The sequence below is a fragment of the Isoptericola sp. NPDC060185 genome, from assembly GCF_042728595.1.
Taxonomy (GTDB): Bacteria; Actinomycetota; Actinomycetes; order Actinomycetales; family Cellulomonadaceae; genus Isoptericola.
The window spans coordinates 19810-37149 of the sequence record NZ_JBHWYY010000024.1 but is presented as its reverse complement, the minus strand read 5'-3'; the positions used below and the strand labels follow the sequence as shown (position 1 = coordinate 37149).

Here is a 17340-nt window from a genome sequence, read left to right as displayed (position 1 = left end):
GGGTGTGGGGGGGTTTGGTGTGCCTCACCCGTTGGGTTTAAAACCCAAACCCGCGCCCCCACAGCACGGACCGGGCAGAACGACGCACGACGAGCACCGGGAGTCACGCAGTGAAGATGGGTTTCCGCTGGTACGGCGAGGGCAACGACACGGTCACGCTGGACCACGTCCGGCAGATCCCGGGCGTGGAGACGGTGGTGTGGAGCCTGCACCACAAGCAGGCCGGCGAGGTGTGGGAGCAGGAGGAGATCGACGCGGAGGTCGCGCGCATCACCGGGCTCTCCGCCGAGGCGCGCGCCCGCGGCGTGACGCGGACGCTCGACGCCGACGTCGTGGAGTCGGTCAACGTGCACGAGTCGATCAAGCTGGGCCGCACCGTCCTCGGGCTGAGCCGCGACGAGGCGATCGAGAACTACGTGACCACCCTCCGGCGGCTCGGGAAGGCCGGCGTGAAGGTGGTCTGCTACAACTTCATGCCCGTCTTCGACTGGCTGCGCACGGACCTGTGGCACCCGCTGCCCGACGGCTCCACGGCCCTGTTCTTCGAGCGGGCGGTCGTGGACGAGATGACGCCCGAGGGCCTCATCGCCGACATGGAGGCCGGGTCGCACGGCCTCACGCTGCCCGGCTGGGAGCCCGAGCGGCTCGCGGGCTTCACCGAGCTCAACGCCGCGTACGAGGGCGTGACGCACGAGGACATGTACGCGAACTACCGCTACTTCCTGGACGCGGTGGTCCCCGCCGCCGAGGAGGCCGGGATCAAGCTCGGCGTGCACCCGGACGACCCGCCGTTCGACGTCTTCGGCTGGCCGCGCGTCGTCTCGACGCCCGACGACCTGCAGCGCGTGCTGGACCTGCACCCGAGCCCCCACCACGGCCTCACGCTCTGCCTCGGCAGCTTCTCCGCGAACCCCGCGCAGGCCCCGCTGGCCGCGGCCACGGTGCGCCGCTTCTCCGGCCGCATCCACTTCACCCACGTGCGCAACATCAAGCACTTCCCGAACGGCGACTTCACCGAGGTGGGCCACCGGGCGTGCGAGGGTGACGTCGACACGACGGGCATCATGAAGGCCTACGCCGAGGCCGGGTACGAGGGGTACGTGCGGCCCGACCACGGCCGCCACCTGTGGGACGAGAACACCACGAACAAGCCGCGCCCCGGCTACGGCCTGTACGACCGCGCGCTGGGCGTCCAGTACCTGCTCGGTGCGTGGGACGCATTCCGCTACACCGCGCCCGACGCCGGCGCCTGAGCCCGCGCGGCCCGCACCTCCTGCCCGCCACAGCCCCGCCCAGCACCGCACCGAGGAGACCGACGGTGAGTTTCGAAAACGTTGTCGACCCGTCCGTCGTCGGGCCGCACCCGGCCTGGCTGCCCGACGGCGCGCTGGCCGCCGTCGGCCGCCGCCGGCTCGCGCTCCGCCTCCCCGACCTGTCAGGACCAGGAGCACGTATTCACGCACGTGGCCCTGACAGCTCGCCGGGGGTGGCGGGCACGCTGCGCGCGGAGCTCGAGGGCGCGACGACGACGCACGGCGGCGCCGTCGTCGACGCCGACAGCTCCCCCGACCTCCTCCTCACCCTCTCCCCCGACGTGTCAGGGCCACGAGCAGGTATGCATGCTCCTGGCCCTGACAGCTCGGGGGTCGGGTTCCGGTTCGTGCGCGACGGCGGCCGGGTCACTGTCACCGCGCCCACGCCGGCGGCGCTGCTGCACGGGTGGTTCCACGTCGTGCGGCTCGGCGAGGCGGCGTTCGCGGGGCCCCACGCCGACGAGCGGCACGCGCCTGCGTTCGCGCTCCGCGTGCTGGACCACTGGGACAACGTGGACGTGCACCCGGTCATGGGGCAGGTCGAGCGCGGGTACTCCGGCGGGTCGATCTTCTACGCCGACGGCCACGTACGGGAGGACCTGTCCCGCGTCACCGCCTACGCGCGGCTGCTCGCCGCGACCGGGATCGACCGGGTCTGCATCAACAACGTCAACGTGCACGCCCGCGAGGCGCGGCTGCTCACCGACGACCTGCCCGAGGTGGCCCGCATCGCCGCCGCGCTACGGCCGTACGGCGTGCGCACCCACCTCGCGGTGAGCTTCGCCGCGCCGATGACGCTCGGCGGGCTTCCGACGTCCGACCCGCTCGACGACGACGTCCGCGCCTGGTGGCGCGCCGCCGCCGACCGGGTCTGGGCGACCATCCCCGACTTCGGCGGGTTCGTCGTCAAGGCCGACTCCGAGGGCCAGCCCGGCCCGTTCGCGTACGGGCGCGACCACGCGGACGGCGCGAACGCGCTGGCCGAGGCGGTCGCCCCGCACGGCGGCGTCGTGCACTGGCGGGCGTTCGTCTACGACCACACGCAGGACTGGCGCGACCGCTCCACCGACCGCGCCCGCGCGGCGTACGACCACTTCGCCCCGCTCGACGACCGGTTCGCCGAGAACGTCGTCGTGCAGGTCAAGCACGGCCCGCTCGACTTCCAGACCCGCGAGGCCGTCTCCCCCGTGCTCGCCGCGATGCCGCGCACGCGCCTCGCGCTCGAGCTGCAGGTGACGCAGGAGTACACCGGCCAGCAGCAGCACGTGTGCTACCTCGCGCCCTGGTGGCGGGAGAACCTCGGCTTCCGGCCCTGGGGAGACGGCGAGGGCGACGACGGCGCGACCGTCGCCGACGTCGTCGCCGGCCGAGGCCCGGACGCCTCCCCCGCCGTCGCGGCCGCGGGCGGGGGCGGGATCGCCGCCGTCTCGAACGTCGGCGACGACCGGTTCTGGACGGGCCACCCGGCCGCCCAGGCGAACCTCTACGCCTACGGCCGGCTCACCTGGGACCCCACCCTCGACCCGATGGCGATCCTCGACGAATGGATCTCCCTGACGTTCGCCGGCCCCGACGGCGCCGTCGACCCGCAGGTGCGCGCCATCCTGCACGCCGTCATGGACGACTCGTGGCGCACCTACGAGTCGTACACCGCGCCGCTCGGCGTCGGCTTCATGGTCAGCCCGCTGCGCGCGCACTACGGCCCGGACGTGGACGGCTACGAGTACTCGAAGTGGGGCACCTACCACTTCGCCGACCGCGACGGCGTGGGCGTGGACCGCACCCGCGCGACGGGCACCGGGTTCACCGGCCAGTACCCGGCGCCGTGGCGCGACGTCTACGAGGACCTCGCGACCTGCCCCGACGAGCTGCTGCTGTTCTTCCACCACGTGCCTTACGAGCACGTGCTGCACAGCGGCACCACCGTGATCCAGCACATCTACGACACCCACTTCGCGGGCGTGGAGCGCGTGCGCGAGACGATCGCCGCGTGGGAGTCGCTGGCCGACGTCGCGCCCGGCGCCGTCCCGGCCGACGTCGACGCCCGAGTCCGCGAGCGCCTCGCCGAGCAGCTCCGGTCGGCCACCGAGTGGCGCGACCAGATCAACACGTACTTCTTCCGCAAGTCCGGGATCCCCGACGCCCACGGCCGCACGATCTTCTGAGCGGCCGCACCGTACGGACGTGTCGTGCGGACGTGTCGTGCGGACGTGCGCTTGACCCTCCCCTCGGGGGAGGGTCGAGGGTGTGGCGCAGGAGGTGAGACCCACGACGTCCTTCACGATCACCGAGGTGGCCCGGCTGTCGGGCACCACGCTCAAGACGCTCTACCACTACGACCGGATCGGCCTGCTCGTGCCCGCCCGGGACCCGCAGAACGACTACCGGACGTACTCCGAGGGCGACCTGGCGCGCCTGCAGCAGATCCTGTTCTTCCGGGAGCTCGACGTGCCGCTGGGCTCGATCGCGGAGGCCCTGTCGGGTCGCACGTCCCGGCTCGAGTGCCTGCGGGACCAGCGGGCCATGCTCCGCGCGCGCGGGGCGCGGCTCGCCCAGGTGCTGGCGACGCTCGAGCAGGCCATCGCACACGAGACACAGGGAGACCCCATGCCCACCGACGACATGTTCACCGGGCTCGACCGCGCCGGGTGGCAGGAGGCGCTGGAGGAGCAGAACGCGCACCTGCGTGACACCTACGACGTCGAGCTCGACGCGTCCGACGTCGACCCCGACCGGATGAACGCCGCGGCCGCCGAGGCGACCGCGTTCATGACGTTCATGGCCGACGCGCTGCGCGCCGGCCTCCGGGCCGACGACGATTCCGTCGCCGCGGAGATCCGCCGGCATCTGACGGCCCTCGACGCCGTGCACCCGACGGACGCGGAGGCGTTCGCCGGCCAGGCGAGGTTCTTCGTCGCCGACGACTTCCACCGCGGGATGCTGGAGCAGCAGCAGACCGGCCTGGCCTACTACCTGCTGCACGCGGCGGAGGAGTTCCGCGCCCGCGCGTAGGCCGCACCGCCGCGGGGAGCCCGTCCGGCTCCCCGCGGCGCCGGGGTGATCAGCCCGCGGCGAGCAGCTCCAGGGTGTCGACCACGCGGTGGGAGAAGCCGCCCTCGTTGTCGTACCAGGCCACGACCTTGACGTGCCGCCCGTCCACCCGGGTCAGCAGGGAGTCGAAGATCGACGACGCCGGGTTCCCGACGATGTCCGAGGACACGAGCGGGTCCTCGGAGTACTCGAGCACCCCGGACAGCGGGCCGGCGGCGGCCGCACGGTAGGCGGCCAGCACGTCGTCCCGCGAGACGTCGCGGGCGACGGTGGCGTTGAGCTCGACGATCGAGCCCACCGGCACGGGCACGCGGATCGAGTCGCCCGAGAGCTTCCCGGCCAGGCGCGGCAGCACCAGCCCGATCGCCTTCGCGGCGCCGGTCGTGGTGGGCACGATGTTCACGGCCGCCGCGCGGGCGCGCCGGGCGTCGCGGTGCGGGGCGTCCTGGAGGTTCTGCTCCTGGGTGTAGGCGTGCACGGTGGTCATGAACCCGTGCTCGATCCCGGCGAGGTCGTCGAGCACGGACGCGAGCGGCGCGAGCGCGTTGGTGGTGCACGACGCGTTGGAGACGATCGTGTGCGCGGCCGGGTCGTAGGCGTCGGTGTTGACGCCGGGGGCGAGCGTGACGTCCGCGCCGGCGGACGGCGCGCTCACCAGCACCTTGCGCGCCCCGGCGTCGAGGTGGCCGCGGGCGGCGTCGGCGGCCGTGAACCGGCCGGTCGACTCCAGCACGACGTCGACGCCGAGCTCCTTCCAGGGCAGGTCGGACGGGTCGCGCTCGGCGAGCACGGCGATCCGGCGGCCGTCGACCACGAGGGCGTCGCCCTCGGCCGTGACCGGGCGACCCAGGCGCCCGGCCGTGCTGTCGAAGGCGAGCAGCCGCGCGAGCGCGGCCGGCTCGGTGAGGTCGTTGACGGCGACGACCTCCAGGTCGCTGCCGCGCTCCAGCAGCGCGCGCAGCACGTTGCGACCGATCCGACCGAACCCGTTGATGGCGATGCGAGTCATGTGACGCCCTTCCTCTCGTGTCGCCACCAAGCTCGCCGCACGAGCGAGGGCGGAACACCGGCGCGGACGCCACGGTCCGCAAGGATCTCGCCAGCCCGACCGCCGGGTCACTCCCCCCGGGCGAAGGTCTGCCGGTACTCGCTGGGCGTCGTGCCGAGGATCCGCCGGAAGTGGCCGCGCAGGTTCGCGCCCGTGCCGAGGCCGACGTCGGCGGCGATCTGCTCGACGCTGCGCTCGGAGCGTTCCAGCAGCTCCCGCGCCAGGTCGACGCGCGCCCGCAGCACCCAGGCCATCGGCGTGTACCCGGTGTCGTCCACGAACCGGCGCGAGAACGTCCGCGGCGAGACGGCGGCGTGCCGGGCGAGGACGTCGAGCGTCAGGTCGTCGCCCAGGCGGTGCAGCGCCCACTCGCGCGTGGCCGCGAACCGCTCCCCCAGGGGCTCGGGCACGCTGCGCGGCACGTACTGGGCCTGGCCGCCGCTCCGGTACGGGGCGGCGACCAGGCGGCGGGCGGCGTGGTTCGACGCCGCGACGCCCAGGTCGCCGCGCAGCATGTGCAGGCACAGGTCGATGCCGGACGCCGCGCCCGCCGACGTGAGGACGCTGCCCTCGTCGACGAACAGGACGTTCTCGTCCACGCGCACCCGCGGGTGCTTGGCCGCGAGCGCCCGCGTGTAGTGCCAGTGCGTGGTGGCCCGTCGCCCGTCGAGCAGACCCGTCGCGGCGAGCGCGAAGGCGCCGGTCGAGATGGCGGCCAGCCGCGCGCCGCGGGCGTGCGCGGCCAGGAGCGCGTCGACGACCGCGGCCGGCGGGTCGTCGCGGTCCGGGAAGCGGTAGCCGGGCAGGAACACCGTGTCGGCCCAGGCCAGCGCCTCGAGGCCGTGCTCCAGGTGGTACGAGAGCCCGTCCCCGCCGGCGACCAGCCCGCGGACCGCCGCACAGACGCGCACCTCGTACGGCATGCTCGGGCGAGTCGTGAACACCTGCGACGGGATGCCGACGTCCAGGGGCTTCGCGCCCTCGAGCACGAGGACGGCGACGCGGCGCTGACGCGGTTCCGGCACGAGACGCAGGCTAGACGGCGCCCACCGGGTGCGCGATCCTCGAGCCGGCGCGCCGCGCCCGTCCGCGCCCACCGTTCGAAGGAGAAACCGTATGACGCCCTCGACCCCGGAACGACAGGGGATCCCGACCGCCGCCGTCCTCGCCCTGCTCGACGACCTGGAGGTGCCGGGCCTGGACCCGCACGCCCTCGTCATCACCCGGCACGGCGTCCCGGTGGTCCGCGGCACGTGGGCGCCCTACCGCGCCGACCTGCCGGGGCTCGTCTACTCGGTGTCGAAGACGTTCACGGCGATCGCGGTGGGGCACCTGGTGGCCGAGGGCGCGCTGTCCCCCGACGACCTGGCCGGGTCGCTCCTCGGCCTGCCGACGGACTCCGGCATCACCGTGCGGCACCTGCTCACGATGAACACGGGGCACACGGCGGAGCAGGTCGCGGAGATCGGGTTCGACTCCGCCCGGCTGCTCGGCACCCCGCCCCAGCACGCCCCCGGCACCCACTTCGTCTACAACTCGCCGGCGTCGATGACGCTGTCGTCGATCGTCACGACGCTCACCGGCGAGCGCCTCACCGACTACCTCCGCCCGCGCGTGCTGGACCCGCTCGGTATCCGCGGCTCCTGGTGGGTGGGGCACCGCGACGGCACGCTCGACATCGACCAGGGGTTCTCGGGCCTGCACGTCACGGTCGAGGACGTCGCGCGGCTCGCGGTGACGCTGGCCGACGGCGGCCGGTACGACGGCGTGCAGGTGATCCCGGAGGCCTGGCTGGCGGAGATGTCCCGTCCCTGGTCGGACAACGCGGAGGAGCCCGGCGCGGACCACGACTGGGCGCGCGGCTACGGCTACCAGGTGTGGCGCAGCCGCCACGGCTTCCGCGCCGACGGCGCGTACGGGCAGTTCGGCCTGGCGGTACCTGAGCTCGGCCTCGCGATCGGGTACCTCGGCTCCACCCGCACCACGGACCGCGTGCTCGCGGCGTTCTGGCGGTTCGCCGAGGGGGTGGAGGACGGCCCGCTCGCACCCGACGACGACGCCGCGGCCTGGCTGCGCGACCGCCTCGAGGAGCTCGACACGTGGCCCGGCCGCCTCGACCCCGACCCGGAGCCCACGCCGGCGGACCGGATCGCCCCCGTCCCGTGGACCCTCCTGCCCGGCGACGGGCCCGGCACGTGGCGGGTCGACGTCGGAGGGCACGTCCTGGACGTAACCGACCGGGAGTGGACCACGCACGTCGTGCCGTGGCCGGGCGACCCGCGGCCGGGCTCCGAGCACGACCCCGTGGCCGACCCCGTGCTCGTCCTCGCGCTGCGGGGGCGGGCGGGGGAGGACGGCGCCCGCCCCGACGGCACCGTGCAGATCGACGTCGTCGTCCCGACGTCCCCGCACCGCCTGGTGGCGCGTGGCCAGGCGCCGACCGGGCCGGACGGCGAGCGCCTCGACCTCGCGTGGGTGACGACGCCGCTGTGGCGGCCCGCCCTGTCGACGCTCGTCGTCCCGGGCGCGGTGGCGCGGGACGCGCTCCTGACGCCGGGCTACGTCGGGTCGGCCGGGCGGGAGCGCGGGGAGACGATCCCGGACTCGTAGGCGAACACGACGAGCTGGGCGCGGTCGCGCGCGCCCAGCTTGGTCATGGCCCGGCTGACGTGCGTCTTCGCCGTCAGCGGGCTGAGCACCATCCGCTCGGCGATCTCGTCGTTGGACAGGCCGTGGGCGACGAGGGCCACCACCTCCCGCTCGCGCGGCGTGAGGAGGCCGAGCCCGTCGGCGCCGACGGCGTCCGGCGGGCGCGCGACGAACTCGCTGATCAGGCGGCGCGTGATCGCCGGGGACAGCAGCGCGTCGCCCCGCACCGCCGCGCGCACGGCCTCGAGGAGGTCGGCGGGCTCCGTGTCCTTCACGACGAACCCGCACGCCCCGGCCCGCAGCGCCTCGAAGACGTACTCGTCGACGCCGTAGTTGGTCAGCATCACCACGTGCACGCCGGCCAGCGCGTCGTCGGCGGCGATCTGGCGGGTGGCGGCGATGCCGTCGAGCCCGGGCATCTGCACGTCCATGAGCACGACGTCGGGCCGCAGCTCGCGCGCCAGCGCCACGCCCTCGCGCCCGTCGGCGCCCTCGGCCACCACCTCGACGTCGTCCTCCGCGTCGAGCAGCGCCCGGATGCCGGAGCGGATGAGGGCCTGGTCGTCGACGAGGCCGACGCGGATCACGCGCGGGCCGCCGGCTCGCCGGCCACGGCCCCCGGTGCCGCCGCGGGCGGGCCGGACGGCGCGGGCAGCGGGAGGGTGACGCGCACCGAGAACCCGCCCGACTCCCCCGGCCCGGCGTGCAGGGTGCCGCCGAGGGCGGCGACGCGCTCGCGCATGCCGGTCAGCCCGTGCCCGGGCTCCGGCTCCCCCCGCGAGCCGCGGCCGTCGTCGTCCACCTGGAGCGTGAGCTCCCGGTCCGCGAACGTCACGCGCACGGTCGCGGCCGCCGCGGGCCCGCCGTGCCGGGCGACGTTGGTGAGCGCCTCCTGCACCACCCGGTAGGCGGCCTGGTCGGTCTCGGCCGGCACGGTGCGCCGGTCGCCCACCACCCGCACGGTGGTGGGCACACCCGCGCCCTCCGCCCGCTCGACGAGGGCCTCCAGCCGGTCGAGGCCGTTCCCGTTGGGCTCGCCGTCGCGCCGCAGCACGTCGAGCGTGGAGCGCAGCTCGCGCGCGGCGTCGGTGCTGGCCTCCTGGATCGCGAGCAGCGCGGGCGGCGGCTCCTCGCCCCGCTTGCGCGCCAGGTGCGCGGCGACGCCCGCCTGCACCTTGATCACGGAGATGGAGTGGGTCAGGGAGTCGTGCAGCTCGCGCGCGATGCGCAGCCGCTCCTCCACGGCGCGCCGCCGGGCCACCTCGTCCCGCGTGCGCTCGGCGTCCTCGGCCCGCTGCTCGACCTCGCGGACGTACGCCCGCCACTGGAGCACCGCGACCCCGGCGACGCCGAGGGAGACCAGCCAGCCCGCCGCGAGGATCCGCTCCCGTGCCCGTCCTGTTCCCATCCGGGCAGCGTAGGTGCGCGGTGTCGGCGGCCGCATCCGGCGCCGGGAGGCGTCCGCGCCTGCTCCCCCCGTCGTACGCGGGCGCCGCCCCGCCGCCCTGCCCGGTAGCCGCAGGTGTCACCGCCGGGCGGACGCGCCGGGGCGCCCCCGGCGCGAAGGATCGGGACCACGGATCGACGCACGACGACGCACGACCGACCCCGAGGAGCACCGATGAGCATCCAGGCACCCCGCCGCACCCCCGCCTCTGTCGCGACCGGGCTGGGCGACGTCCTCGCCCCCGGCGACGAGGGGTACGACGACGCACGGCGCACCGTCTTCGCCGCCGGCTCCCCCGCCCTGGTGGCGCGGCCCCGCGACGAGGCGGAGGTCGCGGCCGCCGTCGCCCACGCCGCCCGCGAGGGGCTGGTCCTGTCCGTCCGCTCGGGCGGGCACGGCCTCACCGGCCACGCCACCAACGACGGCGGCCTGGTCGTGGACCTGCGCCACCTGGACGCCGTCGAGGTGGTCGACCCCCAGCGCCACGTCGTGCGGGTGGGTACCGGCGCCACGTGGGGGAAGGTCGCCGCGGCGCTCGCCCCGCACGGCCTCGGAGTCACCGCGGGCGACACGGCCGGCGTCGGCGTCGGCGGCCTCGTGCTCGGCGGCGGCGTCGGGTGGATGGTGCGCCGGCACGGCCTGGCGGTCGACGCCGTGGTCGCCGCGCGGGTCGTCCTCGCCGACGGGCGCGCGCTGGTCGTGGGCCCGGACCGGCACGCCGGGCTCTTCTGGGCACTGCGCGGCGGGGGCGGCAACTTCGGGGTGGTGACCAGCGTCGACCTCGTCGCGGCGCGCGTGGGTGACGTCCGCTTCGGGTCGCTCACCTTCGCGCCCGACGACCCGGCCGCGCTCGTCGCCGGGTGGCGCGACGTCCTGCGCGCCGCCGACGAGGAGCTGAGCAGCACGCTCGTCCTCTCCCCCGCGATGGGCGGCCGCCCCGCCGCGGTGACGGCGCTGGTCTGCGCCTCCCACGACGACCCCGCGGCCGCCGACCGGTCGATCGAACCGCTGCGCCACCTGGGCGCCCTGCTGGCCGACGACGTCGCGACCGTGCCGTACGCCGCCGTCCTCGCCGAGGGCGGGCACCACCCGCCGGGCGCGCGCCTCGTCGGGCGCAACGCGCTGGTGCCGCGGCTCGACGACGCAGCGGTGGCCGCCGTCGTCGCCGCGTTCGAGGGCGAGCACCCCACCGTGCTGGGCCTGCGGGCCCTGGGCGGCGCGTTCTCGCGGGTGCTGCCCGACGAGACGGCGTTCGCCCACCGCGACGCCGAGGCGCTCGTGGTGGGCGGGGTCGTGGTGCCCGCGGACGCCCCGGACGCCGCCGTCGAGGAGGCGCTCGCCGGGTGGCGCGGCGTCGCCGCCCACGGCTCCGGCGCCTACGTGAACTTCCAGGGCACGGCCACCGAGGCCGACCTGCACGCCGCCTACCCGCCCGCCACGCTCGCCCGGCTGCGGGCCGTGAAGCGCGCCTACGACCCCGGCAACCTGTTCGCGCGCAACCTCAATGTGGCCCCCACGCACGCCGCGGAGGCGTCGTCGTGAGCGCCGCGTTCGAGGCCGAGGGCCTCGTCAAGACGTTCGGCGCGACGACGGCGCTCGACGGCGTCGACCTGCGCGCCGAGCGCGGCACGGTGCTCGGCGTGCTGGGCCCCAACGGCGCCGGGAAGACCACCGCCATCCGCGTGCTCGCCACCCTGCTCCGGGCGGACGCCGGCCGCGCCGTCGTCGACGGCCTCGACGTGGGCCGCGACCCCGTCGCCGTGCGCCGCCGCATCGGGCTCACCGGCCAGTACGCGACCGTGGACGAGGACCTCACGGGCGCCGAGAACCTCGTCCTGTTCGGCCGGCTGCTCGACCTGCCCACCGCCGAGGCCCGGTCCCGCGCCGCGCGGCTGCTGGACCGGTTCGGCCTCGCCGACGCCGGCGGCCGGCGCGCGTCCACCTACTCCGGCGGGATGCGCCGCCGCCTCGACCTGGCCGCGAGCCTCGTGGGCTCCCCGAGCATCCTGTTCCTCGACGAGCCCACCACCGGCCTCGACCCCGGCAGGCGCGAGGAGCTGTGGCAGACCATCCGGTCGCTCGCCGACGACGGCACCACCGTGCTGCTCACCACGCAGTACCTCGAGGAGGCCGACGCGCTCGCCGACGAGATCACCGTGATCGACGAGGGCCGCGTCGTCGCGCACGACACCCCCGCGGGCCTGAAGCAGCAGGTCGGCGGGCAGACGGTCGTCGTGCGGCCCCGCGACCCGGCCCTCGTCGGGGCCGCGGCGGACGTCGTCGCGCGCGCCACCGGCGCCCCGGCAGCGCCACCCCGCAGCGGCGTCGTCACGACGTCCGTGGACGACGAGCGCACGTTCGCCGCCGTCGTGCGCGGGCTCGAGGACGCCGGCGTCGCCGTCACCGAGGTGGCGCTGCGGCTGCCCAGCCTCGACGAGGTCTTCTTCGCCCTGACCGACGGGCGACGTACCACCCCGAGGGAGGACTCATGACCGGCACCACGACGGTCGCCCCGGCGACCGCCCTCGACACCCGGGCCCCCGGCACCCGGCGCCACGAGGGCCCCCGCCGCTGGCCGCTCGCCCGCCACAGCCTCGCCCTGGCGCACCGGCACGTCACCCGGACGCGGCGCAACCCCGGCGAGCTCGTGGACGCCGTCTTCATGCCCGTGCTCTTCCTCGTGCTGTTCGTGTACCTGTTCGGGGGCGCGGTCGCCGGGTCCACGCACGCCTACCTGCAGTACGTGCTGCCGGGCGTGCTCGTGCTGTCGACCGTGCTGACGGGGCAGGTCGCGACCGGGCTGAGCATCGTGCAGGACATGAAGAAGGGGGTCTTCGACCGGTTCCGCAGCATGCCCGTGCCGCGCGCCGCGATGCTCCTCGGCTCCGTCCTCGCCGACGGCGTCCGCTACCTCGTCGCGGTCGTGGTGCTGTTCGCGGTGGGGTACGTGCTCGGCTTCCGCGTCGAGACCGGGCTGCTGCCCGCGCTGGCGGCGTGCGGCCTGGCGATCGTGCTCGGCTTCTCGCTGAGCTGGCTCACCGTGCTCGTCGCCGTGCTGGTGCGCAACGAGATCATGGTCTCGACGATCGGGTTCGTACTGCCCTTCCCGCTGGTGTTCGGCACGGGCATGGCCGCGCCGGTCGAGACCATGCCCGGCTGGCTGCAGTCGTGGGCCGCGGTCAACCCCGTGAGCCGCGCGATCGAGGCCAGCCAGGGCCTGCTGCTCGGCGGGCCCGTCGCCGGGGCCGTGACCGCCACCCTGCTGTGGAGCGGCGCGTTCCTCGTCGTCTTCGGCTCCGCCGCCGTCGTGGCCTACCGCCGGGTCGTCTGACGCGAGGTAGTCCCGTTTCTCGCGAGGTAGTTCAAGATCCCGCGAGGTAGTTCGGATCTTCGCGAGGTAGTTCGGATTCTCGAACTACCTCGCGGGATTTCGCACTACCTCGGCCGGCTCGGAACTACCTCGGCGGGTCCTCACGGAGCACGACGACGTCGGTCGGCGCCAGGTGCAGGGTCTCGCCCGCCTCGACGCGGCGGCCGGTGAGCAGGTCCGTCCCGGAGGCGTGCGCGGCGACGTCGACGGCGACCGCGGCGTGGTTGAGGACGAACGCCGTCCGGGTGCCGTCGGCGCCGGCGCGCACGGCGAGCTCGACGTCGTCGACGTGGGCGTACGGGCCCACCAGCCCGTGCCGGTCGAGCACGCGCCGCACCACCCAGGCGGCGCCGACGTCGTCGAGCGCCGTCGCGACGTACCAGGCCTCGCCGCCGTCCTCGCCGTGCGGGCGGTGCCGCGTGACCGCGGGCGTGCCCGCGTAGAACTCCGCGCCGTAGGTGCCGACCACCTCCGCGCCCTGCGGCACCACGACCTCGAAGACGAGCGAGCCGTCCGCGACCGCGTCGTCGCCCGTCCCGTCCTTGAGGGTCACGGGGTTGCTGACGCCCGGCTCGGCGGAGTCGGTCTCCTCGACGCGCAGGCCGAACAGCGGGCCCAGCGGCCCGGGGGCGTCCATGAGGAACGCGTTGGCGTCCTCGTCGGCACGGCCCGACCAGTACGACGCGAGCACCGACCCGCCGCGCGCGACGACGCCCTCCAACCGCGCCGCGACGTCACCCTTGAGCACGTGCAGCATGGGCGCGAGCACGACGTCGTACGGCTCCAGGCCCGCCGTCACCGGCACGACGTCGACCTGCGCGCCCGCCTGCCACAGCGCGCGGTAGTAGGCCAGCACCGTGTCGACGTACCGGGCATGCCGGTTGAAGCCGTCCGTCATCTCGGCAGCCCACCAGGAGTCCCAGTCGAAGAGCAGCGCGACGCGCGCGGGCGTGCGGGCGCCGAGGACGGCGTCGCCCAGCGCGTCGAGCTCGGCGCCCAGCGCGGCGACCTCGCGGAAGGCGCGGGTGTCCGTGCGGCCGGCGTGGTCGAGGACGGCGCCGTGGTACTTCTCGCACGCGCCGCGTGACTGGCGCATCTGGAAGTACAGGACCGCGTCCGCGCCGTGCGCCACGGCCTGCCACGACCACAGCCGCAGCACGCCGGGCCGCTTGACCGGGTTGACGTCGCGCGACGCGGTGATGGTGGGCGTCTGCTCCATGACCCAGAACGGTGCGCCGTCCTTGAGGCCCCGCATGACGTCGTGGGCCAGCGCCATGCGCGCGTGCTCGCGCTGCCCGGGCGGGTAGTTGTCCCACGACGCGAAGTCCAGGTCTGCGGCCCAGCGGTGGTAGTCGACCGGCCGGAACATCCCCATGAAGTTGGTGGTCACCGGGGTGGTCGCGTCGTGCTCGCGGATCCGGGCCTTCTCGTCGCGGAAGTTCGCGAGCATCGCGTCGGACATGAACCGCCGGTAGTCGAGCGTGATGCCCTGGAAGGCCGTGTGGTCCGGCCCGCGCCAGTGCTCGCTGAGCATGTTGGGCGGCACGACCTGCGCCCAGTCGCTGAACGTGTGCGACCAGAACGTCGCGTTCCACGCCTCGTTGAGCCGCTCCAGCGTGCCGTAGCGGGCGCGCAGCCAGTCCCGGAAGCCGGCCGCGCACAGGTCGCACCAGCAGCCGCCGTCGAACCCGCCGTACTCGTTGCCCACGTGCCACGCGACGAGGCCGGGCGTGCCGGCGTACCGCTCCGCGATCCGGCCCGCGAGCTCGGCGGACAGGCGCCGGTACACGGGCGAGCTCGGGCAGGCGTTGTGCCGCTGCCCGTAGACGTGCCGCCGGCCCTGGAAGTCCGTGCGCTCCACCTCGGGGTGCCGGTGCGCGAGCCACGGCGGCAGCGCGCCGGTGGACGTCGCGAGCACGACGTCCCGCCCGCCCGCCACCGCCCGCTTCACGACCTCGTCGAGCAACGCGAAGTCGTAGGTGTCCTCGTCGGGCTGGAGCGTCGCCCACGAGAAGACGTTGAGCGTCACGGTGTCGATCGACGCCAGGTCGAACGCGGCGTAGTCGGCCTCCCACACCTCCCGCGGCCACTGCTCGGGGTTGTAGTCGCCGCCGTAGCGGATCTTGCGTCCGGCGGGCAGGTGGGCGGGCATGACGCGGTCCTCCAGGGCGACGGGCAGGGTCAGGCGACGAAGCGGGCGCGGACGTCGTCCAGCACGGGCTCCCCGGTGCGCAGCACGAACGCCAGCCAGGGGACGGCGACGAGGACGAGCACCGTCTCGCCGGCCAGCCACACCACGCCGGCCGCGACCACCACCAGGGCGAGCAGGCCGACGGTCACCAGCGGCCGGCGCCCCAGGTAGTACGCGGACAGGCGCGCCACGTCACGCGCCCGGAAGGAGAACAGGGACGTGAGCAGCAGCGCCTCCAGCGCCCACAGCAGGATCGCGACGCCGAGGACGGCGAGCACGACGGCGTACGCGACGGAGATCCCGGCCGCGTCGCGGTGCACGACCGACGTCGCGACGACGCCGAGCACCGCCAGCGCGGGGACCCACAGCCGGAGGACGTCGAGCCAGCTCAGGCGCAGGCCGCGGGCGAAGGAGCGGGCCGGGGCGGGCTCGTCCGCGCCCGCCTGCTCGTGCAGGGCGAAGAGCGCGGCGGACCAGAACGGGATCGTCGGCGCCAGGCACAGCGGCACGATCAGCGCGTTTCCCGTGGAACGGTCCAGGAGCGCGAGCAGCAGGAGCGTGGGCACGCTGCCGAGGGTGGTGAGCACCCCGACGACGACGTACCGGTAGACGCGCGCCGTCACCCGGGCGAGGATCCCGTCGCCGAACTCCCTCGCCTGCCTGCCCGCCGCGGCCATCACGCCCCCACCGGGGAGGCGGCGCGGCCGACGATGCGTGCGTCGTCGAGCCACGCAGGCGTCTCGTCCCGCACGGCGTCGATCTCGACGAGCGTCACCTCGTGCCGGGCCAGCGGCAGCACCAGCTCGACCCGCCCGCCGTGCACCTCCAGCGAGGTGTCCGAGCGCCCCGGCACGGACGTCTCGTGCAGCAGGTCCAGCTGCCGGGCCGTGGGCGACGACGGCCGCCCGAGGTGGCGCCACGCGCTGAACGCGTTGCCCTCGTCGTCGTTGACGCGCGACCGGTGCACGGAGGCGCGCCGCGTGACCGGGTCGCCGACCGGGACGCTGAGGCGCAGCTCGTGGCGGCCGGGCTCGTCGGCGTCGTCCGTCCCGCCGACCGGCTGCCAGGCCAGCACGGTGACGCGACCCGCGGCGTCGCGCGTGACGAGGTGGTCCTCGCCGCGGTGCAGCACGTCCGTGCCCATGCGCGCCATGAACGCGTACAGGTGGAAGACGGGCTTGCGCAGCTGACGGTGGCCGAGCATCCCGAAGCCCCCGTGGAACACGGAGGTCGGGATGCCGACCTCCTCGAAGACGTCGCAGAACGTCCAGTAGGAGAACGAGTCGACGTGGTCCCCGCCCTCGGCGAGCACGGGCGCCAGCGACGCCGCCTGGTACGCCGTGTCGTGCACGGGGTTGTCCGGGCGGTAGCTGGTGCTGAACTCGGTGACATGGGCGGGCAGGCCCTCGAGCCGCGTGCCGGCCAGCAGCTTGGCCGGGGCGGCGAACTGGTCCAGCAGGTTCCGGGGGTGCCGCAGCGTCTGGTACGTGCCGAACGGCACCGCCTGCGCCGGGCCCGTCGTGTACGCGTGGAAGGACACGAAGTCCACGGGCACGTCGCGGCGCTCGACGAGCTCCGCGAACGGCTCCCACCACTCGTCGGCCCCGGGCGAGATCGCCGGGCCGCCCACCTGCAGCGACGCGTCGACGTCCTTGACCGCGCGTGCCGTCACCTCGTACAGCCGGAAGTACGCCTCCTGCGACGCGCCCTCCCAGAAGATGTCGAGGTTCGGCTCGTTCCACACCTCGATCGGCCACTGCCGCACCTCGTCGAGGCCGTAGCGGTCGATCGCGTGCCGCACCACGGCCTGCACGAGGGCGGCCCACTCGCCGTGGTCGCGCGGCGGGGTGACGTTGCCCTGCCACCAGAAGACCGTCTGGTCCCCTGACGCCAGCGCGGACGGCATGAACCCGAGCTCCAGGAACGGCCGGATGCCCAGCGCCAGCCACGAGTCCAGGACCTGGTCGACGTAGGTGAAGGAGTACCGGGTGCCGCGGTGGCCCGCCTCGTCGTAGGGGCGGTGGATGCCGACGTCGTCGGACAGCAGGCCATGGCCCCGGAGGTGACGGAAGCCGATCTCGCGCTGCACGACGGCGAGTGACTCCTGGTAGTCCTGCCGCAGCGCGAGGTTGAACCGTCCGGTGCCGACGCAGCGGCGCCAGGCGTCCGACAACGTGCCGGAGGTTTCGGTGGGGACGACGACGGTGGTCACGGGTGCGGCTCCTCCGGCGGTCTGGCGTGCCGAGACGGGGGCGGGACGGGGGGCGGGAC

14 protein-coding genes are annotated in these 17340 nt (G+C 74.8%); 7 read left to right on the top strand and 7 right to left on the bottom strand.

Annotation, left to right across the window (positions count from 1 at the left end):
• Positions 1-116: 116 nt before the first annotated feature.
• The 3 genes from ACFWDO_RS10510 to ACFWDO_RS10500 all read left to right on the top strand — a co-directional run bounded on the left by ACFWDO_RS10510 (position 117) and on the right by ACFWDO_RS10500 (position 4325).
• Positions 117-1253 carry a mannonate dehydratase gene (locus ACFWDO_RS10510; protein ID WP_380322590.1) on the top strand — a complete coding sequence of 379 codons (1137 nt, stop codon included), beginning with the start codon at positions 117-119 and terminating at the stop codon, positions 1251-1253.
• A 65-nt stretch (positions 1254-1318) separates the two neighbouring features.
• Positions 1319-3478, top strand: a complete 2160-nt coding sequence (locus tag ACFWDO_RS10505) for an alpha-glucuronidase (protein ID WP_380322587.1) — start codon at positions 1319-1321, stop codon at positions 3476-3478.
• A gap of 94 nt (positions 3479-3572) precedes the next feature.
• A complete protein-coding gene (locus ACFWDO_RS10500; RefSeq protein ID WP_380322584.1) occupies positions 3573-4325 on the top strand; it encodes a MerR family transcriptional regulator in 753 nt (250 codons plus the stop codon).
• Positions 4326-4374: 49 nt separating this feature from the next.
• Here the strand turns inward: ACFWDO_RS10500 and gap are convergent, their stop codons facing one another.
• Both gap and ACFWDO_RS10490 read right to left on the bottom strand, forming a co-directional pair.
• Positions 4375-5373 (bottom strand): type I glyceraldehyde-3-phosphate dehydrogenase, encoded by a 999-nt coding sequence (gene gap / locus ACFWDO_RS10495; RefSeq protein WP_380322581.1) that lies wholly within the window; start codon positions 5371-5373, stop codon positions 4375-4377.
• A gap of 107 nt (positions 5374-5480) precedes the next feature.
• Positions 5481-6446 carry a GlxA family transcriptional regulator gene (locus ACFWDO_RS10490; protein WP_380322593.1) on the bottom strand — a complete coding sequence of 322 codons (966 nt, stop codon included), beginning with the start codon at positions 6444-6446 and terminating at the stop codon, positions 5481-5483.
• Between the two features lie 82 nt (positions 6447-6528).
• On the opposite strand from ACFWDO_RS10490, the gene ACFWDO_RS10485 reads away from it, so the two are divergent.
• On the top strand, positions 6529-8022 hold the full coding sequence (locus ACFWDO_RS10485) for a serine hydrolase domain-containing protein (protein WP_380322578.1): 1494 nt from the start codon (positions 6529-6531) through the stop codon (positions 8020-8022).
• Here ACFWDO_RS10485 and ACFWDO_RS10480 read toward each other — a convergent pair.
• Positions 7971-8648 (bottom strand): response regulator, encoded by a 678-nt coding sequence (locus ACFWDO_RS10480; protein WP_380322577.1) that lies wholly within the window; start codon positions 8646-8648, stop codon positions 7971-7973. The two genes, ACFWDO_RS10485 and ACFWDO_RS10480, sit on opposite strands and share 52 nt — an antisense overlap.
• On the bottom strand, positions 8645-9469 hold the full coding sequence (locus tag ACFWDO_RS10475; RefSeq protein ID WP_380322574.1) for a sensor histidine kinase: 825 nt from the start codon (positions 9467-9469) through the stop codon (positions 8645-8647). The genes ACFWDO_RS10480 and ACFWDO_RS10475 overlap by 4 nt, the downstream gene beginning before the upstream one ends.
• A gap of 213 nt (positions 9470-9682) precedes the next feature.
• Between ACFWDO_RS10475 and ACFWDO_RS10470 the strand changes: the two genes are divergently transcribed.
• Genes ACFWDO_RS10470 through ACFWDO_RS10460 form a run of 3 tightly spaced genes read left to right on the top strand, consistent with a single transcriptional unit; the run spans position 9683 to position 12839 of the window.
• Positions 9683-11050, top strand: a complete 1368-nt coding sequence (locus tag ACFWDO_RS10470) for an FAD-binding oxidoreductase (protein ID WP_380322571.1) — start codon at positions 9683-9685, stop codon at positions 11048-11050.
• Positions 11047-12000: an ATP-binding cassette domain-containing protein gene (locus ACFWDO_RS10465; protein WP_380322568.1), complete on the top strand. Its 954-nt coding sequence runs from the start codon at positions 11047-11049 to the stop codon at positions 11998-12000. The genes ACFWDO_RS10470 and ACFWDO_RS10465 overlap by 4 nt, the downstream gene beginning before the upstream one ends.
• Positions 11997-12839 (top strand): ABC transporter permease, encoded by an 843-nt coding sequence (locus tag ACFWDO_RS10460; protein ID WP_380322565.1) that lies wholly within the window; start codon positions 11997-11999, stop codon positions 12837-12839. Before ACFWDO_RS10465 ends, ACFWDO_RS10460 begins: the two co-directional genes overlap by 4 nt.
• A gap of 124 nt (positions 12840-12963) precedes the next feature.
• On the opposite strand, the gene ACFWDO_RS10455 is transcribed toward ACFWDO_RS10460, so the two are convergent.
• Genes ACFWDO_RS10455 through ACFWDO_RS10445 form a run of 3 tightly spaced genes read right to left on the bottom strand, consistent with a single transcriptional unit; the run spans position 12964 to position 17281 of the window.
• Positions 12964-15030 carry a beta-galactosidase gene (locus ACFWDO_RS10455; RefSeq protein ID WP_380322562.1) on the bottom strand — a complete coding sequence of 689 codons (2067 nt, stop codon included), beginning with the start codon at positions 15028-15030 and terminating at the stop codon, positions 12964-12966.
• Between the two features lie 29 nt (positions 15031-15059).
• Positions 15060-15749: a glycosyltransferase gene (locus ACFWDO_RS10450; protein WP_380322559.1), complete on the bottom strand. Its 690-nt coding sequence runs from the start codon at positions 15747-15749 to the stop codon at positions 15060-15062.
• Positions 15746-17281 carry a xylan 1,4-beta-xylosidase gene (locus ACFWDO_RS10445; RefSeq protein WP_380322556.1) on the bottom strand — a complete coding sequence of 512 codons (1536 nt, stop codon included), beginning with the start codon at positions 17279-17281 and terminating at the stop codon, positions 15746-15748. The genes ACFWDO_RS10450 and ACFWDO_RS10445 overlap by 4 nt, the downstream gene beginning before the upstream one ends.
• Positions 17282-17340: the final 59 nt, after the last annotated feature.